The sequence below is a fragment of the Streptomyces sp. SS7 genome (assembly GCF_037993025.1).
Taxonomy (GTDB): Bacteria; Actinomycetota; Actinomycetes; order Streptomycetales; family Streptomycetaceae; genus Streptomyces.
This window is the reverse complement of the sequence record NZ_CP141223.1, coordinates 4,268,840-4,292,725: the sequence shown is the minus strand read 5'-3', so window position 1 is coordinate 4,292,725 and position 23,886 is coordinate 4,268,840. Positions and strand designations below refer to the sequence as shown.

Here is a 23,886-nt window from a genome sequence, read left to right as displayed (position 1 = left end):
GGGCGATCGCTTGGGGTGGAAGTGGCCGGAAGGAATTCCAGGGCGGGAGGCCCGGGCCGATGGCCGCGGTGTTCGGCCCGCCGGGCCGGGAGCGCAGGTTCGATCGGCGCCCGGCGTGCGCCGCGGAAGTCATCACGCCGGCTGCCGGCCGGGCGGCGGGGCGCCGGCGGGGCCAGGCAGCGGGGCCGGGGGTGGGCGGCAATGGCCGGCCAGGTCCGCTCGTCGCCAGGCGGCCGACCTTCAGCCGGATCAACATGCCCGGGAACAAGTGGAGTTCGCGAGGCGCAGATCAGAGCTGCAGCCTCGCAGACGGGGTGCGGCCGATCCCCGGGGGAAGGCTTCGGCCATGCTGTGCGAGGTCGTGTCGCGGCCCGTGGCCCAGCCGCGGGGCTGCCCGCCGCGCGGGGTGGACCGGAAGAAGCTTGCATCGTGGCGCGTGGCGTCAGCCCGGCGCGGCCGACCGACCGGCTCGGCGGGTTGGCCCGTGACGACGCGGGTGAAGCGGGTGACCCATCCGGTGTCCGTGGCGACGAGGATGTCGGTATCGCCCGGCACCGTCACCGCCCGTCGCGCACGAGGCGACCGACGGCGTCACGGACAGGCGGGGGTCGAGGCGGGCGCGGGTCACCGCGGTGGCTCGCCGGCCGGACCCGGACGGCGTCCGGCACGGCGGTCCAGGAGGTCCGTCCCGTCAGGCAGCGGCCACCACGGAGGAGTCGAGGCTGTCCAGCATCTCGCGCCGGACCAGTAACGGATCGTCGGTGAGGATCTGCTGGTGCAGGATCTCGATCTCCCGGCACGGCTCGACGCCCACGTCGCTGACGAGCGCGGTCCGCAGCGTTTGATAGCTCGCCAGGGCTTCTGCCCGCCTGCCCTCACGGTAAAGGGCGAGCATCAGATAACCGGTGAGTTTCTCCCGCAGCGGGTCTTCGGCAATTGCGTCCCGTAGATAGGGAAGCACCATCGACTGCATTCCGATCCGAAGGCATGTCCCGGCGAATTGTTGAACCGCAGTCAATCGTTTGTCGTTGAGCTTGGCTGCAACTGCGCCGAGGAGATGTGAACTGTCGGCCAGCCCGTCGAGTGCCGGTCCGCGCCAGTAACCGAGGGCGGTGCGCAGATGCTCCATCGCCGGAAGATGATTGCCCGTTGCCAATGCCCGATTCGCCAAGGTCAATTCTTGGTCAAATAGCGTGACGTCGACGTCTGCCGGGTCCAGGACGATACGGTAGCCGCCGTTCATCGTCTCGATGGGAACGTCCAGCCTCACGAGGACTTTCCGCAGGTCACAGACGTAGCTCTTCAGGTTTCCGCGAGCCGAGGCGGGGGCTCTGTCCTCCCAGAGACCTCGCATGAGCCTTTCGGTCGAAATGACGGTGTTCGGCATGGCCAGCAGGTTGGCGAGTACTTGAAGCTGCCTGAGTCTGGTTACTGAGGCGGAGTCACCATTGGCCTGTTTGATCTCGAGATTTCCGAGCAGTAGAAATTTCACGATCCCCCCGTGGAGCGTGGCAATGGAACTCTCTGCCGATCGTCCGGGAGTGCTCGGGCGCGGGGCCCGGCGCAAAACCCCCTGCGGTAGGTCATCCGCAAGGGTGACGATCGGGGAGTGTTTTTTTGACACTACCAAGCGGGATGTTGACAATGCAATGACTGCGCGCAAGGGAGCTCGGGCCGCCTCCCCGGGGAAAGTCGAACTCCGTCGTTCGCTCTGGTAGGTAAATCTTTCATGAGGACAGGCCGGAGCCGCTGGGCCCCGGCCTCTAGCGAACCGGTCAGGCGGTCACGGCAGCAGATCCCGCATCGGCCGTGGCCGGCCGGTCCGGACGCGTCACCGCCAGGCAGGCAGCCGCGACCAGGACGAAGACCCCCACGACGACGCTCATGGTGGGCACCATCGCCTCGGCGAACGCCTCGCCCATGCTCATCCCCTCGGCCCGAGCCGCAGCAACCCCGCCTTCGAGCAGCGCACCCACCACCGCGGCCCCGATGACGAAACCCGCCTGCCGAATGGCGTTGAACGCCCCGGACGCGGCCCCCATGTCGCTCTCCGGAACCTCGAACATCGCGATGGCCACCATCGGCGCGAACACGCCCGCCTGGCCGACTCCCGCCAGAACCACGCCCGGCAGCATCAGCCACAGGCTGCTCTCGCTCCGCGCCATCAGCATCACGTACGCTGCCGCCACCGCGAAGATCGTCAGTCCGGACACCAGGAACCACCTGCCGCCGGTCCGGTCGATGATCGGTCCGGCGACCGCGAAGATCGGGAACATCACCAGAGCCCCGGGCGCCAGAGCCAACCCCGTCTGGAGAGCGGACAGTTCGAGCACCGACTGCATGTAGATGCTCAGCGTCACCCACATGGCGGTCAGTCCCAGCGAGATCGCCAGGCCGGCCGCCGACGCCAGGGAGAAGTTCCGCATCCGGAACAGCGACAACGGGACAAGGGCGTTCTTCCGTGCCCGGGCCTGCGTGAACACGAACACCGCGAGCAGCGCCACTCCGGCCGCGATCACCAGCGGGATGCTCACGAAACCACTGATGGTCCCCCAGTCGTACCGCTCGCCCTCCAGCAGGCCGAAGGTGAACGCCGAGAACCCCAGGCTTGCCAGGACGACCCCCACCAGGTCCAGCGACAGGCGGTTGGCCGTTCGCAGGTTCGGCACGAACACCAGCGTCAGGACGAACGCCAGGATCCCGACCGGAATGTTGATGTAGAAGATCCAGGGCCACCCCTGCCAGGTCACCAGCAGGCCGCCCAGCGTCGGCCCGACGGCAGCCGCTACACCGGCGGAAATGCCCCAGACGGTGCCGGCCACTCCTCGCTTCTCCGGCGGGAACATCGCCATCATCAGCGTCATCGGCTGCGGTGTCAGCAGCGCTGCGCCGATGCCCTGCACCGCCCTGAAGGTGATCAGCAGCGCCGGTGAGTCCGCGAGCGCGCACAGCAGTGATCCCGCCGTGAACACCGCGAGTCCGATGAGGAACATCGTGCGTGGGCCCACGATGTCCCCGAGGCGCCCGGCCGTGACGATCAGTACCGCGACGGCGAGGACGTAGGCGGAAACGACCCACATGATCTCGTCCAGCCCCGCACCGAGGTCGGACATGATGCTGGGGATCGCGACGTTGACGATCGTCGTGTCGAGCACGGTCACGAACAGGCCCGCGCACAGGATCGCCATCGCGATCCAAGGATTGTTCTGTCGATTGGTGGCCTCGGGAGCCATCGTGCACCTCTCATGGTCGATGCAGTGCTGGAGTGGCTCCGGTCGGGCCGCCCCCTCGCACGAGATTACTCATGTGCGAGTGATTGGGCAAGAGTAGACGCGTGCGGCTAGTCGCCTCCGAGTCGGGTGCACGGCAAAGGGCGGACACCCGCAGGTGATCCGCCCCGGTCGTGCTGAGTGTCAGCCGTGCTACTCGGCGTCCTCTTGTGCCCTCTCGGCCAGCAGCTGCGGTAGTTGGGCCAGCAGCTCGTCGTGCCACTCCAGCTCTGCGCGGAGCCGGGTCTCGGTGTGGCGGATGATGATGCGCTCCAGCCCCACGATGTACGGCGCCGCCGCACTCTGCAGCTGGCGCCAGGCCTCCAACTCGCCGGCCACGGCGGCACGCCGGTTCTCCAGGATCGTGCGCAGCTCGTCCGCGCTCACGTCCTGGGTGTTCTGCAACGCCAGGTCGACCGGGTCGGGACGCAGCTTGATGTCGCGCAGAGCCTTTTCCCGCAGGAAGGCGAACTCGGTCCGGCCCTCCTCGGTGATGGCGTAGACGGTCCGCTCGGGCCGGTTGCCCTCCTGCTCGCTGCGCACGGCCGTGATGATGCCCTCGGCCTGCATCCGGTGCAGCACACCGTAGAGCGAGCCCGGCTTGATGTCGGTCCACAGCTCCGTTCGGTCGGTCTGCGCCACACGGCGGATCTGGTGGCCGTGCATCGGCTCGCCCTTGGCGAGGACCCCGAGAACGAACAGACGAGTGCTACTCATGGCGCCTAGTTAAACATGGGCCAGGGCGTTGTCGTCGAGCGCTGCGACCAGCCCGGATCACCTGCGAAGTGCATCTCCGGACTGGCATTGAACCCGTCGGGGACCACCCGCGAACCCGCCCTGGACGGTTACTGGACACCCGTGTGGAACCGTTCGGTGAAGCCGGGGAAGGGCGAGCGGTGAAGTCCCGTGACGTCCTCCGGGGGCCAGTCGCTCAGTCTCATCAGATGCGGAGACCGAACCATGCAGGAGTTCACCCTTGAGGAGCTCGTCGAGCTGATCGAAGCCCACGCCGGCGAGCCCGACGAGGGGGAGCTCGACGTGAGCGTCGTCGATGTGCTCTTCCAGGAGCTCGGGTACGACTCCGTTCAACTGCTCGAGGTCGTCAGCCAGATCAAGGCGCGCTACGGGCTCGATCTCGCCGAGGGCATCCTCGCCGAGATGCGCACCCCCCGGCAGGTCCTCGACACCATCAACGAACTTCTGCGATCCCGCCAGCATGACGGAATGGGGAATGGAATGACAGTGCATACGTCGTCCGGCGCGTTCGACCTGAGCCACAATGACGCGTCCTCGCTGCACGCCCAGCAGCTGCTGCTGCTGGCCTGTGGCGGCAGGCTCGCCCGCGTGGTCTACACGCTCGCCGAGCTGGGAGTCGCCGATGTCGTCGCCGACGGCCCGCTCGACATCGACACGATCGCGGAGAAGGCCGGTGCCGACGCGGTGTCGCTCTACCGCGTGCTGCGCTGCGCGGCGTCGGTCGGCATCTTCGTCGAAGGACCCACCCGTACCTTCGGCCTCACTCCGCTGGCCGAGGGCTTGCGCTCGGACAACCCCAACGGCGTGCTGCCGCTGGTGAGGTACAACAACATCGAGCTGACCCACCGGCCGTTCGACGAGATCCTGCACAGTGTCAGGACCGGCGAGCCCTCCTTCGAGCGCACGCTCGGTGTGTCGTTCCCGGACTACCTGTCGGCGAACCCCGAAGTCGGCCGGTTCTTCGACCAGTTCATGTCGTTCTGGAGCCGCCAGTTCGTCGAGGAGGAACTGGAGCAGTACCGCTTCGAGCGCTTCACCAGTCTGGCCGACCTCGGCGGCGGCGACGGCTTCTTCCTGGCGCAGGTCCTCAAGCGCCATCCGGAGATGAGTGCCTACCTGTACGACTACCCGAGCGTCGTGGCCAAGGCCGGCCCGTTGCTGGAGGAGTTCGGCGTCCGTGAGCGCGTCGAGATCGAGGGCGGTGACCTGACCCGGGCGGATGTCCCGGCCGGTTACGACGCCTACCTGCTCAAGGCCGTGCTGCACTGGCAGAACGACGAACAGGCCGAGGGCATCCTCAAGGAGATCCGCCGCAAGATGGGCGACAACGCGGCCGCGCGCCTGCTGGTGTTCGACTCCGTCCTCGACCCGGGCAACGCGTGGGACCACGGCAAGTTCCTCGATGTCGACATGCTCGTCCTCTTCGGCGGTCGCGAGCGCACCTTCGACGACTGGACCGCCCTGCTGAGGCGCAGTGGTTTCGAGCTGGTCGGTCAGCCGAACGTCTTCCACTGGACCCTCCTCGAGGCCAAGCCGGTCTGATCACGACCGCTCCCGCTTTTCTCGAGGATCACAGGAGGAGGAGTTCATGACGACGGCGACGCAGTTCGACGCCGAGTCGCTGAAGGCGATTCTCATCGAGAATCTCGGCGTCGACGACGATGCGATCGACGGCGCATGGGGCAGCAGGCCGGCCGAGCTGGGGATCGACTCGATCGGCATCCTGGAGCTGCAGGCCGTGGTGAAGGAGCAATACGGCGTCGAGCTGCCGGAAACCACCAACGAACAGTCGCTCAGCGGGATCGTCGAGCTGGTGTCGACGAGCCTGAAGGAAAGGGAAAGCGCCTGATGTCTTCGCAGACCGACAACTCCGTGCTCATCGACGCCCCGCTGGACCTCGTGTGGGACATGACGAACGACGTCCGGTCATGGCCGAACCTGTTCACCGAGTACGCCGCGATCGAGGTCCTGCACGAGGAGGGCAGCACCGTCCGCTTCCGGCTGACGATGGTGCCCGACCCGGACGGCTCCGTGTGGAGCTGGGTCAGCGAGCGGACCTCGGACAGGGCGAGCCGAACCGTTCATGCGCATCGCATCGAGACCGGGCCGTTCGAGTACATGAAGATCAACTGGGAGTACTCCCAGGAGGGCGACGGCGTCCGCATGCGCTGGCAACAGGACTTCGAGCGCAAGCCCGACGCGCCGTTCACCATCGAGGCCATCACCAAGCGGATCAACGAGAACACGCTGATTCAGATGGCCGCCATCAAGTCCAAGATCGAGGCGGCGGCGGGCAAGGTCAACGCCTGACGGGAACTGCCGGGGCGGACCCCCTTCCCGCCCCGTCGGACGACCCTGTCGCATGTCATGGACCGATCAGGTCCATATCGTCATCCAGCTCGACCAGTCCCTTTGTCGGAGGAAGCATGACCGACGCCCGCACGATGTACGAGTGGTTCGCGGTCGGCGCGGCCGGACACCCGGACGCCGTCGCCCTCGAAGTGGGTGGGAAGTCCTACACGTACGCCGAGTTGGACCGGATCGCCGGCGGACTCGCGGCGGACGTCCTCGCTGCCATGGACGCGCCCGAAGCGGTCGGCCTGCACGCCAACCGGTCGCTGACCGCGTACGCCGGTTACCTCGCGATCCAGCGGATCGGCGCCGCCGTGGTGCCCCTGCACCCGGCCTGGCCGAGGGCACGGACCGAGGCGGTCATCGCCGCCGCGGGCGTTCCGGTCGTGGTGACCGACACCGTGATCGAGCTGTCCACGACGGTCGTCCGGCACGACCCGGCCGCCGAGCCGACCGCCGCCGCCGAGCCGCGTCAGGCTGACGCCGACGGCATCGCCTACGTCCTGTTCACCTCAGGGTCGACCGGCGTCCCCAAGGGCGTGCCCGTCACCCATCGCAACGTCGACGCGTTCCTGCGGCACGTGATCGAGCGGTACGAGATGGGCCCCGGTTGCAGGGTCAGCCAGACCTTCGACCTCTCCTTCGACCTGTCGGTGTTCGACCTGTTCGCGACGTGGGGTTCCGCATCGTCCTTGGTCGTGCCTTCCCGGGGAGACCTGCTCGCCCCGGCCCGGTTCGTGGTCGAGGCGGGCATCACGCACTGGTTCTCGGTGCCGTCGGTGATCTCGGTGTCCGCCCAGCTCGGCAGGCTCCCCCCCGGCGCCATGCCCGGTCTGCGCTGGTCCCTGTTCTGCGGGGAGTCCCTCACCGTCGACCAGGCGACCGTCTGGCAGGCCGCAGCTCCCGGCAGTGTGCTGGAGAACCTCTACGGCCCGACCGAACTGACGCTGAGCATCAGCCAGTTCCGGCTCGATGCCGACCTGGCCACCTGGCCGAGAACCGCTACCGGCACCGTGCCGATCGGCGAGGTGTACCCGGAGCACGAGGCGATCCTCGTCGGCGAGGACGGCCGCGCCGGCGACTTCGGCGAGCTGTGCGTGCGGGGGCCGCAGCGCTTCGCCGGTTACCTCGACACCGCAGACAACACCGACCGGTTCATCGAGTTCGAAGGCACCGTCGGTGTTCCGAGCGGCGAGCGAGCCGAGGTCCCGGCCCAGCTGTGGTACCGCACCGGCGACCTGGTGCAGCGCACGCCGGACGGCTTGGTGCACCTGGGGCGCATCGACCACCAGGTCAAGGTTCAGGGCTACCGCGTCGAGCTCGGCGAGATCGAGGCCGCTCTGCGGACCCTGGCACCGGTCGCGGAGGCCGTGGTCGTCATGACCCGGCCGGCCGGCCGGCAGCAGCTCGAGGCCGTCTACACCGGAACCCGGGCCGACGCCGGGGAACTCGACGCCGGTCTGCGCGCGCTTCTGCCGCCGCACATGGTCCCGCGCGCCTTCACCTGGGTGCAGCGGCTGCCGCTGAACCTCAACGGCAAGGTCGACCGGGCCGAGATCGCGAAGACCCTGCAGCGCCACCACGAGCGGCCCGCGTCCGGTCCGGCCGAACACGAAACGGAGTGAGGAGAGCATGCAGCGCGCACTTCTGGTCATGAGGATGAACCCGTCGGACGCGGGCGAGGTGGCGGACATCTTCGCCGACCACGACAGGACCGGCCTGCCCGAACAGATCGGCGCCGTACGCCGCACCCTGTTCCAGTACAACGGCCTGTACTTCCACCTGGTCGAGGCGCCCGACGACCTGGACGGCGACCTGATGCAGCGGATCATCGACTCGCGCCACCACCCGTTGTTCGCCGACACCTCCGCGCGCCTCAAGCCGCTGCTGACGCCGATCGTGCCCGACTGGCAGAGCCCGTACGACAGCAGGGCCATCGAGTTCTACAACTGGGACATCGCGTGATCGTCGCGTCCCCCACCACCGCACGTACGAATCGGGAAGGCGAGCGCACATGAATCGCGAAGAGCTGTTCACGATGATGACGGCCTACAAGCAGACCAGCGTGCTCAAGGCCGGCATCCAGCTCAGCGTGTTCGACCACCTGGCCGACGGCCCCGTCGGCGTCGAGACGGTGGCCAAGGCCGTCGGCGCCGCCCCGCGGGGCGTCGAGGTCCTGCTCAACGCGCTCGCCGCGATCCGCGTGGTGGAGACCGAAAAGGAGCGCTACTGGATATCGCCCGAGACCGCCGACCTGCTGGTCACCACCCGTGCCGGCTACGCGGGAGGCATGGTCGCGGTGTTCGCGGGCGACGCGGAGTGGGATGCGGTCAACAAGATCAGCGCCGCGGTCCGCAACGGTGGCACTGTCCTCGACGACAACGCGGAGACCCCGAACTACGGTTTCTGGGAAGACTTCGCCACCCACGCGCACGTCGTCGCCGCACCGACCGCCGGCATCCTCGTCGAGCAGATCGGCGACTGGGCCCGCGGCCGTCAGGAGCTGAAGGTCCTCGACGTCGCCTGCGGACACGGCGTCTACGGCTACTCGGTGGCCCAGGCCTTCGAGCACGCCCACGTCTGGTCACTGGACTGGGACAACGTGCTCCCGGTCGCCAAGGAGCACGCCACGCGCATGGGGGTGGCCGACCGCACCAGCTACCTCGCGGGCGACATGTTCACCACCGACCTGGGCGGCCCGTACGACCTGGTGCTGATCACCAACGTCATGCACCACTTCAGCGAGGAAAAGGCGCTCGAACTGCTCAAGCGCGGAGCGAGTGTTCTCACACCGGGCGGCCGGGTGGGACTCGTCGGCTTCACCACGTCGGAGAAGCCGCCCGCACAGGACCCGGCGCCCTACCTGTTCGACATCCTCATGCTGATCTGGACGACCGGCGGCCATGTGCACTCCGGCGAGGCCTACGAGCGGATGCTCGGCGAGGCGGGGCTGCGCGGACTGGCCGACGAGGCCGTCCCCGGTCTGGCCTTCCACGTCCTGACCGCCGAGCAGGCCGAGGCGAGGGCCGACACATGACCACTCGACGGCGCATCGTCGGCTTGGCCGACGTCGTCAGCAGCACGCGCATGGGCGGTTCCGACTGGGCCCTGCTGACGCCCAGGAGCGTCGGGGCCACATCGGGCTTCATGGGCGCGATGACGCTGGAGCCGGGCGAGTACGTGTCCCGGCATCTGCATCCGTTCTCCGACGAGTTCATCTACGTCACCGAGGGCGTCCTGGAGGTCGAGGTCGAGGGCGTCCACCACAGCGTGCCGCCCGGGGAGGCCGTGTTCATCGAGCGCGGCGAGGCACATCGGTTCCGCAACGACGGAGACGTCCCGATGTTCGCGGTCTACCACATCGCACCGCTCGCACCGACCCCCGGCCAGGGCCATGTGGACCTCGAACCCGCACCGAGCCCGAACGACATACCACCGCAGGTAGGAGGTTGATGATGCGCAGGGTGGTCATCACGGGCATCGGCCTGTGTGCCCCTGGCGGCGTCGGCCGCAAGGACTTCTGGGAGTTCATCACCTCGGGCCGCACCGCGACCCGTCCGGTGTCACTGTTCGACGCGAGCGCCTACCGTTCCCGTATGGCCGCCGAGGTCGACTGGGACCCGGCGGCCCAGGGTTTCGACGCACACGAGACCGTCAGGTTCGACCGCATGGTGCAGTTCGCTCTGACCTGTCTGCGTGAGGCCATGCAGGACAGCGGAGTCGACCAGGAGACCGTCGAGCCGGGCCGAATCGGCGTCAGCATCGGTACGGCCATCGGCTGCACCATGGGCTTGGAGAGCCAGTACGCCGCGGTCAGCAACAGCGGAGCCGACTGGCTGGTGGACCACACCAAGGCCGCGCCGTGGATCTTCGACTACTTCGTCCCCACGTCACTCGCCCGGGAGATCGCCTGGGCGGCGGGCGCGGAAGGGCCCACCACGGTCGTCTCGACCGGGTGCACCTCGGGCATGGATGCCGTCGGCCACGCCTTCGAGCTGGTCCGCGAGGGCTCCGCCGACGTGATGGTGACCGGCGCATCCGACGCGCCGATCTCGCCGATCACCGTCGCCTGCTTCGACTCGATCAAGGCGACGTCGCCGAGCAACGACGACCCCGAGCACGCGTGCAAGCCGTTCGACCTGCGCCGCAACGGATTCGTCCTCGGTGAGGGCGCCGCCGTCCTCGTGCTGGAGGAGTACGAGCACGCACGCAAGCGCGGCGCACACATCTACGCAGAGATGGCCGGCTTCGCCACCCGCGCGAACGCCCACCACATGACCGGCCTGCGTGCTGACGGCCACGAGATGGCCGAGGCCATCCGGGTCGCGGTCGGCCAGGCCAGGCTCGACCTCGACTCGCTGGGCTACATCAGCGCGCACGGCTCGGGCACCAGACAGAACGATGTGCACGAGACGACCGCGATGAAGAAGAGCCTCGGTGAGACGGCGTACCGGGTGCCGGTCAGCTCGATCAAGGCGGCCATCGGGCACGCCCTCGGGTCGGTCGGCGCGATCGAACTCGCCACCTGTGCGCTCGCCATCGACACGGGCGTCGTGCCGCCCACAGCCAACCTGGAGGTCGCCGATCCGGAATGCGACCTGGACTACGTCCCTCGCACAGCCCGTGACGGACGCGTCGACGCCGCGCTCAGCGTCGCCAGCGGCTTCGGCGGATTCCAGAGCGCTGCCGTCCTCAAGGGGCCGAGGAGTTGGACGTGACCACCACTGTGGAATGTCGGACCGTCGTGACCGGACTGGGCGCGGTGACGCCCAACGGGCTCGGGGTGGACACGTACTGGTCGGCGATCCTGGAGGGCCGCAGTGCCATCGCGCCCTTCAGTCGCTGGGAACCGCAGACGTACCCGGTGCGGGTCGGCGGCGAGATCCGCGACTTCGTCGTGCGCGAGCACGTGCCGGGCAGGCTGCGTCCGCAGACCGACCGGGTGACGCAGTACGCGATCGCAGCCTCCGACTGGGCGCTTGCCGACGCGGGGGTCATCGTGTCCGAGCTCGACGAGTTCGACGTCGGTGTGATCACCGCCAACGGCTGCGGCGGCTTCGAGTTCGGCCAGAAGGAGCTGCAGAAGCTCTGGAGCACCGGCCCTCACCTGGTCAGCGCGTACCAGTCGTTCGCCTGGTTCTACGCGGTGAACACCGGCCAGATCTCCATCCACCACGGGATCAAGGGCCACAGCTCGGTCGTGGTGACCGAGCAGGCGGGTGGGCTTGACGCGCTTGCGCACGCCCGGCGGCTGGTCGCGGGGGGCAGCCTGAAGGTGGCTCTGTGCGGCGGACTCGATGCGCCGCTGTGCCCGTGGGGCCTGGCCGCGCAGATGCCCAACGGCTACATGAGCGAGGTGGCGGACGAGACCCGCGCGTATCTGCCGTTCGACCGGCAGGCCGCGGGTTATGTGCCCGCCGAGGGCGGTGCCCTGCTGACCCTGGAGAACCACGAAGAGGCCAGAGACCGGGGCGTGGAGCGGTTCTACGGGGAGCTTGCCGGCTACGCGGCGACGTTCGATCCGCACCCGCGCACCGGCCGCCCGGGCACGCTGCCCACCGCGATCCGCGGGGCACTGGCCGACGCCGGGCTGCGTCCCGACGAGGTCGACGTGGTGCTCGCCGACGCCATCGGCGCGCTCGACCTCGACCTGGCCGAGGCGCGGGCCATCGCCGAGGTGTTCGGCCCCCGTGGCGTGCCGGTCGCGGTGCCGAAGGCGCTGACCGGACGGCTCTACTCCGGCGGCGGCCCGCTGGACACCGTCGCCGCGCTGCTCATGATCCGTGACGGCGTGATCCCCGCGATGCCGCAACCGGTCGACACCCCGGTGGGATACGACCTCGACCTGGTGGTCGGCCAACCCCGTGAGACGCCGATTCGCTCCGCGCTCGTCATCGCGCGCGGCCTCGGCGGGTTCAACTCCGCGCTCGTCGTGCGCGCGGTCTGAGGCAGAAGTTCCGATGGAGGATTTGATGGAAACCGTACAGACCGGTGTTCTGGTCGTCGGTGGGGGACTCAACGGTTTGGCCTCCGCCCTGTTCCTCGCCCAGCAGGGCGTCGACGTGCATCTGGTCGAGCGCAACGAGACCACCGCGGTGCTGCTGCGCGCGGCGGGTGTGAGCGCGCGCACCATGGAACTGCTGCACGGCGTCGGCCTCGAACCGGAGATACGGGAGAAGGGGCTGCGCCTGGTCCCCGGCAAGCACTGGGTCGAGGACCACAGCTCACCCGCACTGCTGCCGCGCGCGATCCTGGGCGCCAAGCGGGTTGCCGACATCGGTGAGGGCTCCGCCTTCGTCATGGAGGAGGGCACCGTCGAGGTCGAGGGTGCCAGCCCTCAGGAGCCTGTGTGGTGCGGCCAGGACAAGATCGAGCCGATGATGATCCGCGAGGCGGAGGCACGCGGCGCGAAGATCCACTTCAATACCGAGTTCGTCTCCTACGAGCAGGACGAGGACGGCGTCACCGCCGTCGTCAGGGACAACGCGACCGGTGTCGAGCGCCGGGTGCGTGCCCGTTACCTGATCGCGGCCGACGGCGTCGCCAGCCCGATCCGCGAGGGCCTCGGCATCAAGCGGACCGGCAACGGCACCATGGGCCACGTGCTGTCGGTGCTCTTCGCCGCCGACCTGGACTCGGTGGTCAACGGCCGCCGCTTCCTGATCTGCTACCTGCTCAATCAGGCGTCCGGCCTGCTCCATCGCTTCGACGACACCCGATGGGTCTTCGGCTTGTTCTGGGAGCCGGAGCAGCACGGCGACGGCGAGGTCTCCAAGGAGCGGGCGCTGGAGTACGTCCGGACCGCCACCGGTCTCGCGGACCTCCCGATCGACGTGCAGCTGGTGACGAAGTGGCGCCTCGCCCACGAGGTCGCCGAGACCTACCGGGCCGGTCGCGTGTTTCTCGTCGGCGACTCGGCCCATGTGCATCCGCCGGCCGGAGGCTACGGCGCCAACTCGGGAATGCAGGACGCGCACAACCTGGCGTGGAAGATCGCCGCGGTGCTGAAGGGCTGGGCCGGCGAGAGCCTGCTGGACAGCTACGAGGCGGAACGGCACCCGGTCGGCGCGGCCACGGCCCACCAGGCGTACCTGCGGCAGGAGACGCGCACCAACGGTGACGGCGGGCACCCGGAGCTGCGCAACTCGACCGTCATCAGCACCGGTTACCGCTACCACTCCGCGGCGTTCGTCGGCAGCGAGGCGGGCGAGGCGCTGGAGACCGAGCTGCGGATCGACGGCCGTCCCGGTCTGCGGGTGCCGCACTCCTGGCTGGAGCAGGACGGCAGGCGGATCTCGACCGTCGAGCTGGCCGTCGACTCGTTCGTGCTGCTCGCGGGTGAGCGCGGTCAGTCATGGGTGGACGCGGCGACCGCCGTTGCGGACGGGTTGGGCATCCCGCTCAAGGCCTACCGGGTGGCGCCGGACGCGGAGTTGACCGACAAGGAGGGCTCCTGGCTGGGACACAGCGGGATTACGGCCGAGGGCGCGGTCCTGGTCCGCCCGGACGGCTTCGTCGGCTACCGGTCGGCCGGCCCCGTCGTCGACGCGGCCGCCGAGCTGAAGGCCGCGCTGTCGACGATCACCGCCCGGGCGTAGGGGGCGAGCGGCCGATGGGGAACGTCATCGCCGTGGAGAACGGCTACTACACGCTGATCAACGTCTTCCGCGTCAAGCCCGAGGACCAGCGCAGGATGTACGACGTCATCCTGGAGGCGACCGACGTCATCACGAAGTTCCCTGGCTACGTCTCGGCCAACGTGCATCTCGGGCACGACGGCAGGCACGTCGTGAACTACGCCCAGTGGCGCAGCAAAGAGGACTTCGACGCCATGCGGGCGCACCCGGACGTGCAGGCGCACTTCCAGGAGTGCCGCCGACTCGCCGACATCGAGCCGGTGTTCTGCGAGGTCGCCTACACCCACAGCGCCACTGACCTCGTGGACGGGGAGTCGGCATGACAGCGGCGCCGGTCGAGCGCGCGTCGCGGTTCGGCGGGGCCGCCGAGGACTGGCTGCGCTGTGCCGGGTGCGGCGAGATGCTGTACCGCAGGCGTTGGGAGCGCACTCTCAAGGTGTGCTACGAGTGCGGGCATCACGCCCGGGTGACGATCGCCGAGCGGCTCGACATGCTGCTCGACGACGGCAGCGTGCGCCGGTTCGACGCCGACGTGACGCCGGTCGACCTGCTCGGCTTCACCGACACGCAGCCGTACCCGGCGCGGCTGGCCGAGGCCAGGCTGCGCAGCGGCAACAACGACGCGGTGGTCGGGGTGTCCGGCACCATCGGCGGCCTGCCGATCTTGGTCGCGGCGCTGGACTTCGGGTTCCTCGGCGGCAGCGTCGGATCGGTCGCCGGTGAGCTGATCGCCCGCGCCGCCCGGCGGGCGCTGACCGACCGGGTCCCGCTGCTGATCGTCTCCGCGTCCGGCGGCGCCCGGATGCAGGAGGGCGCGATCTCGTTGATGCAGCTGGCCAAGACCAGTCAGGAACTGCGCCGACTGCACGAGGCCGGTGTGCTGACGGTCAATCTCAACACCGACCCGACCTACGGCGGTGCCACCGCGTCGTTCGCGACGCTGGGCGACATCGTGATCGCCGAGCCGGGGGCCCGCATCGGGTTCGCCGGCCCGGCAGTCATCCGGCAGACCATCGGCCAGGAGCTGCCGCCCGGGTTCCAGACCGCGGAGTTCCTCGCGGAGAGCGGCCAGGTCGACATGGTGCTGCCGCGCGAGTCACTGCGGGCGAACCTGTCCAGGCTGTTGCACATGCACGCGGCGCCCGCGGTCGTGGCGGACCCGGAGCCGAGCCCGCTGGTCACCGACATCGAGCGGGTGGGCGAGATCGCCGCGGCCGACCTGGTGAAACGGGCCCGGGACATGGGCCGACCGACCACGGCGGACTACTGCGCCGACGTGTTCGACGACTTCGTCGAACTGCACGGCGACCGCACGGGCAACGGTGACGACAGGGCCGTCGTGGGCGGCATCGCCTCGATCGGCGGCCGAACCGTGGTCGTCATAGGGCACCAGAAGGGACACGACATCACCGAGCTGGTGGCGCGCAACTTCGGCATGCCGCAGCCATGGGGCTACCACCGGGCCCGCCGTCTCATGGGCTACGCGGCCCGGTTCGGGTTTCCGGTGGTGACCTTCATCGACACCCCGGGTGCCTATCCGGGCGTGGAAGCAGAACAGCGCGGGCAGGGCTACGCCATTGCCCGCTGCATCGAGTACATGTCCGGCCTTCCGGTACCGGTGGTCTCCATCGTCACGGGCGAGGGCGGCAGCGGAGGCGCGCTGGCGCTGGGTGTGGCCGACCGGGTGCTGATCCTGGAGAACGCCTACTACTCGGTCATCAGCCCGGAGGGCTGCTCGACGATCCTGTTCAAGGACGCGTCGTCCGCGGGACGCGCGGCCGAGCAACTGGGCATCACACCGCGGAGCCTGATGCGACTGGGCGTGGTGGACGGAGTCGTGCCGGAGCCGGAAGGCGGCGCGCACACCGACCCGGACACCACGGCGGCAACCGTCCGCGCGGTGCTGCTCCCGGTTCTCGCCGAGCTCGTCGCATACGAGCCCGCGGACCTCGTGGCACAGCGGTACCGGAGGTTCGCCGGCTTCGGCTCACCCGAACACCAGTCAGCTCTGAGTGAGGGGGCGCGATGACATCCATCGCCGAGAGGCCGGCGGACGTGTCGCATCTGGGAGCGGCCGTCCACGACATCGTTACGAAGCTGCCCGGCCCGCTGCGCAGGGTGATGGTGCAGGTCGACGGGTGCGTCGTCGAAGTCGAGTGGGGCCGGGACATCGTCCCGGGCGCTCTCACGGCGCCGGCCTCCCCGGCGGCCGGCACGGGGCCCGACGACGCCGCACGACCGGACGGAATCGAGCCGGACGGCACCGGAGCGTCGTTGACCGCTCCGGTCGTCGGCACCTTCTACCTGCGTTCCTCGCCGGAGGCCGCCCCGTTCGTCGAGGTCGGAGACACGGTCGAGGAAGGCCAGCAGGTCGGGCTCATCGAGACGATGAAGCTGTTCACTCCGGTGACCGCGGACCGAGCGGGCCGCATCGCCGCCGTGCTGGCCGACGACGGCGAGATGGTCGAGTACGGACAGCGGCTGTTCGCGCTCGAGTCCGGGGAGTAGGGGACTGTCGTGTTCAACAAGGTTCTCATCGCAAATCGGGGCGAGATCGCGGTACGTGTCCTTCGCGCCTGTCGCGAGCTCGGCGTGCGCACGGTGGCCGTCTACTCCGAGGCCGACGCGGACAGCACCCACGTGCGACTCGCCGACGAGGCCGTGTGCGTGGGGCCGGCGCAGCCGCGCCGCAGCTACCTCAACATGCCGAACATCGTCGGTGCCGCGCTCAAGACGGGCGCGCAAGCGGTGCACCCGGGTTACGGCTTCCTCTCCGAGGACCCGGACTTCGCCAGGATCTGCGCGGACAACGGCCTGACCTTCATCGGGCCGTCGCCGGAGGTCATGAGTTCGGTGGGCGACAAGGCCACCGCGCGCAAGCTGATGGCGGGTGCCGGGCTGCCGATGCTGCCCGGCAGCCCGGCACCGGTGGCGTCGTACGAAGAGGCCGCGGCGTACGCCGAGACCATCGGGTACCCGCTCGTGGTCAAGGCGGTCGCCGGTGGCGGCGGACGGGGCATCGCGGTGGTCGAGTCCGCCGCCGACCTTCGTACGGCCTACCGGCGCACCCGCTCGAGCGCGCAGGCCGTCTTCGGCGACAGCCGGGTCTACGTCGAGCGCTACGCCGCGTCGGTGCGGCACATCGAGTTCCAGATCCTCGCCGACGCGCACGGGCGCACCGTGCATCTGGGCGAGCGGGACTGCTCGGTGCAGCGCCGGCACCAGAAGCTCATCGAGGAAGGTCCGTCGCCCGCGCTGGACCCGGTGCTGCGCAACGAGATGGGCGAGGCCGCGCTGAGCGGCGCCAAGGCCGTCGGTTATCAGGGCGCCGGAACCGTGGAGTTCCTCCTCGACGACGACGGACGGTTCTGGTTCATGGAGATGAACGCGCGGATCCAGGTCGAGCATCCGGTGACGGAGATGATCACCGGAGTGGACCTCGTGACCGAGCAGATCAAGGTGGCGGCGGGGGAGCGGTTGTCGTTCGACCAGTCCGACGTCACGCTGATCGGTCACGCGATCGAGTGCCGGATCAACGCGGAGGACCCCGACCGGGACTTCGCGCCGACCCCGGGCAGGCTGGTGGAGTACCGGGTGCCGGGCGGCTTCGGCGTCCGGGTGGACACGCACAGCGTGCCTGGCGGGACCGTTCCGCCGCACTACGACTCGATGATCGCCAAGCTGATCACCTGGGCGCCCGACCGGAGGGCCGCGCTCGCCCGGATGGACAGCGCCCTGGCCGAGATGCGCGTGTCCGGGCCGGGCGTGCACACCACGATCGACTTCCACCGCAAGGTGCTGGCCGACCCGGTGTTCCGCGCAGGTCGGGCACGCACCTCTTTCCTGGCCCGGGAGTTCGAGGCCGGCTGACGAGTCGGCGCACACCAGCGGGCCAGGCCGTCGGCTGCACGCCGCACGTGGCTCGGAAGACGTTCGACCAGGCGGCCGTACAACCCGGCCTGCCTGCCTGACAATGGAGTAGACGTGTCCGGTGATGCTGTCACCTACGCGCGCGTGCAGTTCGGGATCACCGCGGTGGCCCACTGGCTGTTCGTCGCGCTGACCCTGGGGCTGGTCGCGTTCGTCGTGATCTGCCAGGTCCAGTGGTACCGCACGAACAACCCGATCTACGAGCGCATGACCAAGTTCTGGGGCCAGCTCTATGTGGTCAACTACGCCGTCGGTATCGCCACCGGCATCGTCATGGAGTTCCAGTTCGGCCTCAACTGGAGCGGCCTCACCCACTTCGCGGGCAACGTCATCGGCTCGCCGCTGTCCGTCGAGACGCTGGTCGCCTTCTTCCTGGAGTCGACGTTCCTCGGCATGTGGATCTTCGGGTGGAACACCGTCAGCCGGAAGGTGCATCTCGGACTGATCATCGCCACCGCGGGCACCGCCTGGGCCTCGGTGATCCTGGTGGTGGGGGCCAACGCCTTCCTGCAGCACCCGCAGAGCTACACGATCGAGCACGGCAAGGCCGTGATCACCAGCCTCGGTGACCTGCTGTCCAACCCGAACATGTGGCGCGCGGTACCGCACGTGGCCACCGCCTCGATGACCACGGGTCTGATCTTCGTGCTCGGCGTCAGTTCATGGCACCTGCTGAGGAAGCCCGCCGACCACCCGGACCGCAAGCTCTACCTCAAGTCGTTCCACATCTCGCTCTACACCTCGATCCCGTTCATCTTCCTGACCGCCCTGCTCGGCGGTCTGATGATCGACCTGGTCAACGAGGAGCAGCCGATCAAGGGTGCGATCTTCGACGGCGACTTCGACCTCGCGCGCCGAGAGGCGGCCGAGGCCGAGGCCCAGTACGGCCCGGGCAACTACGTCCCGCCGCTGGCCTTCGCCTACTGGGCCAAGTTCCTCATGCGGAACTCGGCGATCTTGATGCTGTCGGTGGTCGGTGTGGTCGCCCTGCTGACCATCAAGTCCTACTTCTGGCGCAAACCGAAGCTGCAGAGAGCGGCCTTCTGGACCTTCGGCCTGCTCATTCCCGTGCCCTTCATCGCGGGTGCGTCGGGCTGGATCTTCCGTGAGATCGGCCGCCAGCCGTGGGCGATCTACCACGTCCTCAAAACCGAGGACGCGGTCTCGCACCGCAGCGCCGGGGCGATGCTGACCTCGCTGATCGTGTTCGCCGTGCTGGTGGCCACGCTCGCGATCACCGACTGGACCCTGCTGTTCCGTATCGCCCGGCGAGGACCGGACGCGTCCCAACTCGGCCGCGGCGCACCACCGCCCACCGACGACGAGCCGCTGTACGGCGACGATCCGATGTACGGCGACCAGGCCGCACAGCGTGACGAGAGCAACGTCACCGTTCTGGAAGGACGCTCCCAGTGACGATACAAACAGCCTGGCTCGGTCTCTTCGGGCTGCTCTTCGTCGGCTATCTGATCATGGACGGCCGCACCATAGGCGCCGGCCTGGCGCTGCCGGTACTCGGCAGGGACGCGGCCGAACGGTCCACCGTCGTGCATGCGGTCGGCCCCTACTTCCTCGCCAATGAAGTGTGGATCATCGCCGCGCTCGGCCTCCTCGTCGGCGGGTTCCCGATCTTCGAGGGCACCATGCTCTCCGGCCTGTTCCCGTTCTTCATCCCGTTCGTGGTGGCGATGGGGCTGCGCGGGGTGTCCTTCCACTTCCGGCTGCGCGAGAGCGCGCCCGGCTGGCGCAGGCTGTGGGAGTCCGTGCTGACCTTCGCGTGCCTGATCCAGGCGGTCGCGTGGGGCTTCATCGGCTCGCTCATGTTCCACGCACTTCCGCTGGGTGACGACGAGGTGCTGCGCGTCCCGGCAAGCCTGCTCGCCGAACCGTTCACGATCGTCTGTGTGTGCGCGTCCATCGCGGTGTTCGCGTTGCACGGCACCAACTTCGTCGCGGCTCGGCTGGCGGGCCCGCTGTCGAACCGGGCCGTGGCCCTGGCCAAGAAGCTCGGCCCTGCGGCGCTGCTGACCGTGGCGCTGTCCGTGATCGCGGGCCTCTTCACCGACGGAGTCAAGGACGTCGTCGGCCACCCGCGCCTGGTGATCGGGCTCGTGGTCCTGGGCGTGATCGGCACCGTCCTGTCGGACGTGGCCAACTACGGCGGCAAGCCGCAGCTCGCCTTCGTCGGCAGCTCGATCGTGCTGGTGACGGCCGCGTTCATCGTCGGGGCCGGCCGGCTGCCGTACCTGATCGTGTCGAGTCACGGTGAGCGGCAGAGCATGACCGTGACCGAAGGTGCGGCCGAGGCGTCGGTGCTGCACCCGCTGTTCTGGATGGTGCTGGTGTTGTTGCCCGTGCTCATCGCCGCCCAGTTCATGACGTGGCGCATCGCGCGCGGCCGCGTGCGTGAGGGCTCGGTCGGCTACTTCTAGTGATCCGCCCACGCGTCTCCCCGCGCCGCCGACGTGCCGTGCGGGTGAGAGGCGTGCGGCTCGTACGGACCAGGGGGGGAAGGATGAGCGCATCAACCAGCCGGACGACGATGTCCAGGCTGCTGTCCGCCGAACTGCTGGCCAGATCCACGCTGTACACGGTCGCGGGGGCCGCCATCCTGGTCGGAGTGTCGGTCGTCGCGCAGGCCGAGGCGCTGTCCCGGCTGTTGGCGCTCGGGGTCGACGGCGCCGCGCCCGGTGCCGGGGCCCGATCGCTCCTCCTCGTGGCAGCTGTCGCGGTCGTCCGGGGCGCGCTCGTCTGGGTGCGCCACGTGCTGGCCACGCGGGCCGCGGCCCGGATCAAGGCCGAACTCCGGGCGCGCGTGTTCGGCAAACTCGACGAGCTCGGTCCCGGCTGGGCCGCCGACCGGCAGCGCGGGCAACTGCTGACCCTGGTCGGCAAGGGCCTCGACGGACTCGACCCGTACCTCACGGGCTATCTCCCTCAGCTGATCACCGCGACGGTCGTGCCGGCCATGGTGCTCGTGTGGCTCGCGGCCACCGACGTGACCAGCGCCCTGATCGTGGCCGCGACCCTGCCGTTGGTGCCGTTCTTCGGCTTCCTGGTCGGCAGGCACACCCGCCTCGCCACCGAACGCCAGTACCGCGCGCTGTCCCGCATGGGCGGCCACTTCCTCGACGCGCTCACCGGCCTGCGTACGCTGCGCGCGCTCGGCCGGTCCAGCGCCCACGCCGACGCGGTGCGCCGCATGGCGGAACGCCACCGCGCCGCCACCATGGGCACACTGCGGATCGCGTTTCTGTCCAGCCTCGTCCTCGAACTCGTCGCCACATTGTCGGTCGCCCTGGTCGCGGTGCCACTCGGCCTGCGCCTCCTCGTCGGCGACGCGCGCTTCGCCGACGCCCTGCTCGTGCTGGTCCTGGCCCCGGAGGCATACCTCGCGCTGCGGGGTCTCGGCACCAAGTTCCATGCCGCGGCTGAGGGAACCGTGGTGGCGGAGCAGGTCTTCGCCCTGCTCGACACACCGACGCCCGCCGCGCGCCCGGGCCGCCGGGCACTGCCGGACGGTCCGCTCAGCCTTGAATTCGAGGATGTCGTCCTACGCCATCCAGGCCGCCCCGAACCTGCCCTCAGCGGGGTGTCGCTCACCGTGGCGGCCGGGGAACGGGTCGCCCTGGTCGGTCCGAGCGGCGCCGGCAAGAGCTCACTGCTGGCACTCGTCCTCGGCCTTGCCCGCCCGACCGCCGGGCGTGTCCTGGTCGCGGGCCACGACCTGGCCGACCTCGACCCTGCGTGGTGGCGGTCCACGGTGGCCTGGGTACCGCAGCGCCCCCATCTGTTCGACGGGACCGTCGCCGACAACATTCGTCTGGCCTGCCCGGATGCGGCCGACGCCGACGTGGTCGCCGCCGCCGTCGCCGCGAACGCCGCCGAGTTCATCGACGAACTGCCCGAGGGCTACCGGACTCGGATAGGCGAGCGCGGGCTGCGGTTGTCGTCGGGGCAGCGCCAGCGACTGGCCCTGGCACGAGCCCTGATCCGCGACGCCTCGGTCGTGGTGCTGGACGAACCGACGGCGCGGCTCGACCCGCACGGTGAACGCCTCGTCCTCGACGCCGCCGCCCGCCTGATGGAGGGGCGGACCGTCCTGCTCGCCACCCACCGTCCGGCCCCGCTCTGCCTGGCGGACCGGGTGATCCGGGTCAGCAGCGGTGTGGTCGTGCGCGAGCCGGTCACGGGGGTGACCCGATGAGCCCGCTCCTTGTCGTTCTCCGTGCCGCTGCCCCGCGCCCGGGCAGGCTGGCCGCCGCCACGGCCTTCGCCCTGCTCGCCGACTTCGCCGCCGTCGCGTTGATGGCGATCGCCACGTGGCTGCTGGCCACCGCCGCCGGAATGCCGTCGTACGAGGTGCTGGCCGTGGCCATCGTCGCCGTCCGCGCGCTGGCGCTGGGGCGGGGCGGTCTGCGCTATGTGGAGCGGCTGCTCAGCCACGATGTCGTCCTGCGCGCGCAGGGCGAGCTGCGGGTCCGGGTCTACCGGGCGGTCGCGGGCACGCGTCCGACCGCCGTCGGAGGACCGCGCGAGGCCGATCTGTTGTCGCGTGTCGTCGCCGACGTCGACCTCGTGCAAGACCTCCTGATGCGCTGCCTGATGCCCGCCGTGGTCGCCGTCGGGGTGGGTGCGGCGGGCGTGCTGTTCGTCTCTGTCTTCGTCCCGGTCGCCGGGCTCGCACTGCTGGCCGGTCTGGTTCTGGTCGCTGTCGCGGTTCCCGCGCTCACGGTCAGCCTGGCTCGGTCGTCCGCGCGGGCCACCGCCGAACGCCGCGCCGACCTCGCGGTTCGGGGACACGACCTCATCGAGGGCGGTGCCGAGCTGACCATGGCCGGGCAGGCCGACCGCGTCGTCGCCGATGCCGCCGAAGCCGCTGCCGCTCTGGCCCGGGCCGAGCACCGCTGGGGTGACGCGGTCGGCACCGGTGTCGCCGTCGCCACCGTGGTCCAGGTCCTCACCACCGGACTGGTCGGCTGGTTCGCGCTGGCCGAGGGCGACGGGGTCAACGGTGTGATGGTGCCCGTGCTCGCGCTCACCGCGCTCGCGGTCATCGATTCCGCCGTCCCGCTCGTCGATGCCGCGCTGCGATTCGTCGACGCGCGCCGAGCCGCTCAGCGCGTCGCGGAGCTGCTGCGGGCGCCGCAGGCGACGCGGCCCGCGCGCAGGCCGTTGCCCGAGTCGACCCCCCGGATCGCCCTGTCGGGGGTGACGGTGCGCTACCCCGGTGAGGACGGTGCCGCGCTCGACCGTGTCGACCTCGTTCTGGAGCCCGGCCGCCGGATCGCCGTGGTGGGCCCGAGCGGGGCCGGTAAGAGCACCCTTCTCGGCCTGCTGTCCGGTGCGGTGCTGCCGGCGTCCGGATCCGTGACCGTCGCCGGAACCGACATCGGCGACTGGGCCGAGCCCGATCTGGCCACGACGGTCTCCGGGGTGCCGCAGGACGCGCACGTCTTCGCCACCACGATCGCCGACAACCTCCGCGTCGCAGTGCCTGGTGCGACCGACGCCGAACTGCGCACCGCCCTGACCCGTGCGCGGCTGCTGGACTGGGTCGACGGCCTGCCCCAGGGTCTGCACACCCCGGTCGGCGCCGACGGGGCGGTGCTGTCCGGCGGGCAGCGCCAACGCCTGCTGCTGGCCCGCGCCTTCCTCGTCGACCCGCCCGTCCTGCTGCTCGACGAGCCGACCGAGGGCCTCGACGAGCCGACCGCGCGAGCCTTGCTGGACGACCTCCTCAGCCACCCGGGGCCGCGCACGCTCGTGGTGGTCACCCACCGCACCGAAGGGCTGGCCGGATTCGACGAGGTCGTCGTTCTCGACGTCGGCCGGGTGGTGCGCCAGGGCGGACCTGACGCCGCCCGTCCCTCCCCCCGGTATGTCTGCGGGCAGGACCGCGTTGGGTAGCGCGGCGAGCACTTCGACCCATCTCCGACCCC

Annotated in this window: 21 protein-coding genes; 18 read left to right on the top strand and 3 right to left on the bottom strand. The window is 69.6% G+C overall.

The window, feature by feature from the left end; all coding sequences use genetic code 11:
* Nucleotides 1–691 precede the first annotated feature (691 nt).
* The 3 genes from U5640_RS19780 to U5640_RS19770 all read right to left on the bottom strand — a co-directional run bounded on the left by U5640_RS19780 (nucleotide 692) and on the right by U5640_RS19770 (nucleotide 3,986).
* Nucleotides 692–1,492, bottom strand: coding sequence for an AfsR/SARP family transcriptional regulator (locus tag U5640_RS19780; RefSeq protein ID WP_340377089.1), 801 nt, complete (start codon nucleotides 1,490–1,492; stop codon nucleotides 692–694).
* Between the two features lie 283 nt (nucleotides 1,493–1,775).
* A complete protein-coding gene (locus tag U5640_RS19775; RefSeq protein WP_340377088.1) occupies nucleotides 1,776–3,233 on the bottom strand; it encodes a DHA2 family efflux MFS transporter permease subunit in 1,458 nt (485 codons plus the stop codon).
* A gap of 189 nt (nucleotides 3,234–3,422) precedes the next feature.
* Nucleotides 3,423–3,986 (bottom strand): PadR family transcriptional regulator, encoded by a 564-nt coding sequence (locus U5640_RS19770; RefSeq protein ID WP_340377087.1) that lies wholly within the window; start codon nucleotides 3,984–3,986, stop codon nucleotides 3,423–3,425.
* A 243-nt stretch (nucleotides 3,987–4,229) separates the two neighbouring features.
* Here U5640_RS19770 and U5640_RS19765 point away from each other — a divergent pair, with 243 nt between their 5' ends.
* The 18 genes from U5640_RS19765 to cydC all read left to right on the top strand — a co-directional run bounded on the left by U5640_RS19765 (nucleotide 4,230) and on the right by cydC (nucleotide 23,854).
* A complete protein-coding gene (locus tag U5640_RS19765; protein WP_340377086.1) occupies nucleotides 4,230–5,567 on the top strand; it encodes a methyltransferase in 1,338 nt (445 codons plus the stop codon).
* Between the two features lie 46 nt (nucleotides 5,568–5,613).
* A complete protein-coding gene (locus U5640_RS19760) occupies nucleotides 5,614–5,874 on the top strand; it encodes an acyl carrier protein (RefSeq protein ID WP_340377085.1) in 261 nt (86 codons plus the stop codon).
* Nucleotides 5,874–6,335 carry an SRPBCC family protein gene (locus U5640_RS19755; protein ID WP_340377084.1) on the top strand — a complete coding sequence of 154 codons (462 nt, stop codon included), beginning with the start codon at nucleotides 5,874–5,876 and terminating at the stop codon, nucleotides 6,333–6,335. Before U5640_RS19760 ends, U5640_RS19755 begins: the two co-directional genes overlap by 1 nt.
* A gap of 116 nt (nucleotides 6,336–6,451) precedes the next feature.
* On the top strand, nucleotides 6,452–8,002 hold the full coding sequence (locus U5640_RS19750; protein WP_340377083.1) for an AMP-binding protein: 1,551 nt from the start codon (nucleotides 6,452–6,454) through the stop codon (nucleotides 8,000–8,002).
* A gap of 7 nt (nucleotides 8,003–8,009) precedes the next feature.
* The gene (locus tag U5640_RS19745; protein ID WP_340377082.1) at nucleotides 8,010–8,342 is read left to right on the top strand and encodes a TcmI family type II polyketide cyclase; all 333 of its coding nucleotides are present in this window, start codon (nucleotides 8,010–8,012) and stop codon (nucleotides 8,340–8,342) included.
* A 49-nt stretch (nucleotides 8,343–8,391) separates the two neighbouring features.
* Nucleotides 8,392–9,414: a class I SAM-dependent methyltransferase gene (locus U5640_RS19740; RefSeq protein ID WP_340377081.1), complete on the top strand. Its 1,023-nt coding sequence runs from the start codon at nucleotides 8,392–8,394 to the stop codon at nucleotides 9,412–9,414.
* Nucleotides 9,411–9,830: a cupin domain-containing protein gene (locus tag U5640_RS19735; RefSeq protein ID WP_340377080.1), complete on the top strand. Its 420-nt coding sequence runs from the start codon at nucleotides 9,411–9,413 to the stop codon at nucleotides 9,828–9,830. The genes U5640_RS19740 and U5640_RS19735 overlap by 4 nt, the downstream gene beginning before the upstream one ends.
* A complete protein-coding gene (locus U5640_RS19730; RefSeq protein WP_340377079.1) occupies nucleotides 9,830–11,095 on the top strand; it encodes a beta-ketoacyl-[acyl-carrier-protein] synthase family protein in 1,266 nt (421 codons plus the stop codon). The genes U5640_RS19735 and U5640_RS19730 overlap by 1 nt, the downstream gene beginning before the upstream one ends.
* Nucleotides 11,092–12,324: a ketosynthase chain-length factor gene (locus U5640_RS19725; RefSeq protein WP_340377078.1), complete on the top strand. Its 1,233-nt coding sequence runs from the start codon at nucleotides 11,092–11,094 to the stop codon at nucleotides 12,322–12,324. The genes U5640_RS19730 and U5640_RS19725 overlap by 4 nt, the downstream gene beginning before the upstream one ends.
* A 25-nt stretch (nucleotides 12,325–12,349) precedes the next feature.
* The gene (locus tag U5640_RS19720) at nucleotides 12,350–13,975 is read left to right on the top strand and encodes an FAD-dependent oxidoreductase (protein WP_340377077.1); all 1,626 of its coding nucleotides are present in this window, start codon (nucleotides 12,350–12,352) and stop codon (nucleotides 13,973–13,975) included.
* 14 nt (nucleotides 13,976–13,989) lie between these two features.
* Nucleotides 13,990–14,337, top strand: a complete 348-nt coding sequence (locus U5640_RS19715) for an antibiotic biosynthesis monooxygenase family protein (RefSeq protein WP_340377076.1) — start codon at nucleotides 13,990–13,992, stop codon at nucleotides 14,335–14,337.
* Nucleotides 14,334–16,043, top strand: coding sequence for an acetyl-CoA carboxylase carboxyltransferase subunit alpha (locus U5640_RS19710; protein WP_340377075.1), 1,710 nt, complete (start codon nucleotides 14,334–14,336; stop codon nucleotides 16,041–16,043). The genes U5640_RS19715 and U5640_RS19710 overlap by 4 nt, the downstream gene beginning before the upstream one ends.
* Complete coding sequence (locus U5640_RS19705) at nucleotides 16,040–16,522, top strand: acetyl-CoA carboxylase (protein ID WP_340377074.1); 483 nt, start codon at nucleotides 16,040–16,042, stop codon at nucleotides 16,520–16,522. The genes U5640_RS19710 and U5640_RS19705 overlap by 4 nt, the downstream gene beginning before the upstream one ends.
* Nucleotides 16,523–16,531: 9 nt before the next feature.
* On the top strand, nucleotides 16,532–17,884 hold the full coding sequence (accC, locus tag U5640_RS19700; RefSeq protein ID WP_340377073.1) for an acetyl-CoA carboxylase biotin carboxylase subunit: 1,353 nt from the start codon (nucleotides 16,532–16,534) through the stop codon (nucleotides 17,882–17,884).
* Nucleotides 17,885–17,998: 114 nt separating this feature from the next.
* The gene (locus U5640_RS19695; protein WP_340377072.1) at nucleotides 17,999–19,360 is read left to right on the top strand and encodes a cytochrome ubiquinol oxidase subunit I; all 1,362 of its coding nucleotides are present in this window, start codon (nucleotides 17,999–18,001) and stop codon (nucleotides 19,358–19,360) included.
* Nucleotides 19,357–20,376 carry a cytochrome d ubiquinol oxidase subunit II gene (locus U5640_RS19690; RefSeq protein WP_340377071.1) on the top strand — a complete coding sequence of 340 codons (1,020 nt, stop codon included), beginning with the start codon at nucleotides 19,357–19,359 and terminating at the stop codon, nucleotides 20,374–20,376. The genes U5640_RS19695 and U5640_RS19690 overlap by 4 nt, the downstream gene beginning before the upstream one ends.
* An 83-nt stretch (nucleotides 20,377–20,459) precedes the next feature.
* Nucleotides 20,460–22,151: a thiol reductant ABC exporter subunit CydD gene (gene cydD / locus U5640_RS19685; RefSeq protein WP_340377070.1), complete on the top strand. Its 1,692-nt coding sequence runs from the start codon at nucleotides 20,460–20,462 to the stop codon at nucleotides 22,149–22,151.
* Complete coding sequence (gene cydC / locus U5640_RS19680) at nucleotides 22,148–23,854, top strand: thiol reductant ABC exporter subunit CydC (RefSeq protein WP_340377069.1); 1,707 nt, start codon at nucleotides 22,148–22,150, stop codon at nucleotides 23,852–23,854. Before cydD ends, cydC begins: the two co-directional genes overlap by 4 nt.
* Nucleotides 23,855–23,886 lie beyond the last annotated feature (32 nt).

Coding starts and splice junctions, on each gene's coding strand:
- U5640_RS19775 (WP_340377088.1), bottom strand. CDS start 3,233: ATGGCTCCCGAGGCCACCAATCGACAGAACAATCCTTGGATCGCGATG.
- U5640_RS19730 (WP_340377079.1), top strand. CDS start 9,830: ATGATGCGCAGGGTGGTCATCACGGGCATCGGCCTGTGTGCCCCTGGC.
- U5640_RS19705 (WP_340377074.1), top strand. CDS start 16,040: ATGACATCCATCGCCGAGAGGCCGGCGGACGTGTCGCATCTGGGAGCG.
- U5640_RS19715 (WP_340377076.1), top strand. CDS start 13,990: ATGGGGAACGTCATCGCCGTGGAGAACGGCTACTACACGCTGATCAAC.
- U5640_RS19765 (WP_340377086.1), top strand. CDS start 4,230: ATGCAGGAGTTCACCCTTGAGGAGCTCGTCGAGCTGATCGAAGCCCAC.
- cydD (WP_340377070.1), top strand. CDS start 20,460: ATGAGCGCATCAACCAGCCGGACGACGATGTCCAGGCTGCTGTCCGCC.
- U5640_RS19760 (WP_340377085.1), top strand. CDS start 5,614: ATGACGACGGCGACGCAGTTCGACGCCGAGTCGCTGAAGGCGATTCTC.
- U5640_RS19750 (WP_340377083.1), top strand. CDS start 6,452: ATGACCGACGCCCGCACGATGTACGAGTGGTTCGCGGTCGGCGCGGCC.
- U5640_RS19710 (WP_340377075.1), top strand. CDS start 14,334: ATGACAGCGGCGCCGGTCGAGCGCGCGTCGCGGTTCGGCGGGGCCGCC.
- U5640_RS19770 (WP_340377087.1), bottom strand. CDS start 3,986: ATGAGTAGCACTCGTCTGTTCGTTCTCGGGGTCCTCGCCAAGGGCGAG.
- U5640_RS19720 (WP_340377077.1), top strand. CDS start 12,350: ATGGAAACCGTACAGACCGGTGTTCTGGTCGTCGGTGGGGGACTCAAC.
- cydC (WP_340377069.1), top strand. CDS start 22,148: ATGAGCCCGCTCCTTGTCGTTCTCCGTGCCGCTGCCCCGCGCCCGGGC.
- U5640_RS19755 (WP_340377084.1), top strand. CDS start 5,874: ATGTCTTCGCAGACCGACAACTCCGTGCTCATCGACGCCCCGCTGGAC.
- U5640_RS19745 (WP_340377082.1), top strand. CDS start 8,010: ATGCAGCGCGCACTTCTGGTCATGAGGATGAACCCGTCGGACGCGGGC.
- U5640_RS19740 (WP_340377081.1), top strand. CDS start 8,392: ATGAATCGCGAAGAGCTGTTCACGATGATGACGGCCTACAAGCAGACC.
- U5640_RS19735 (WP_340377080.1), top strand. CDS start 9,411: ATGACCACTCGACGGCGCATCGTCGGCTTGGCCGACGTCGTCAGCAGC.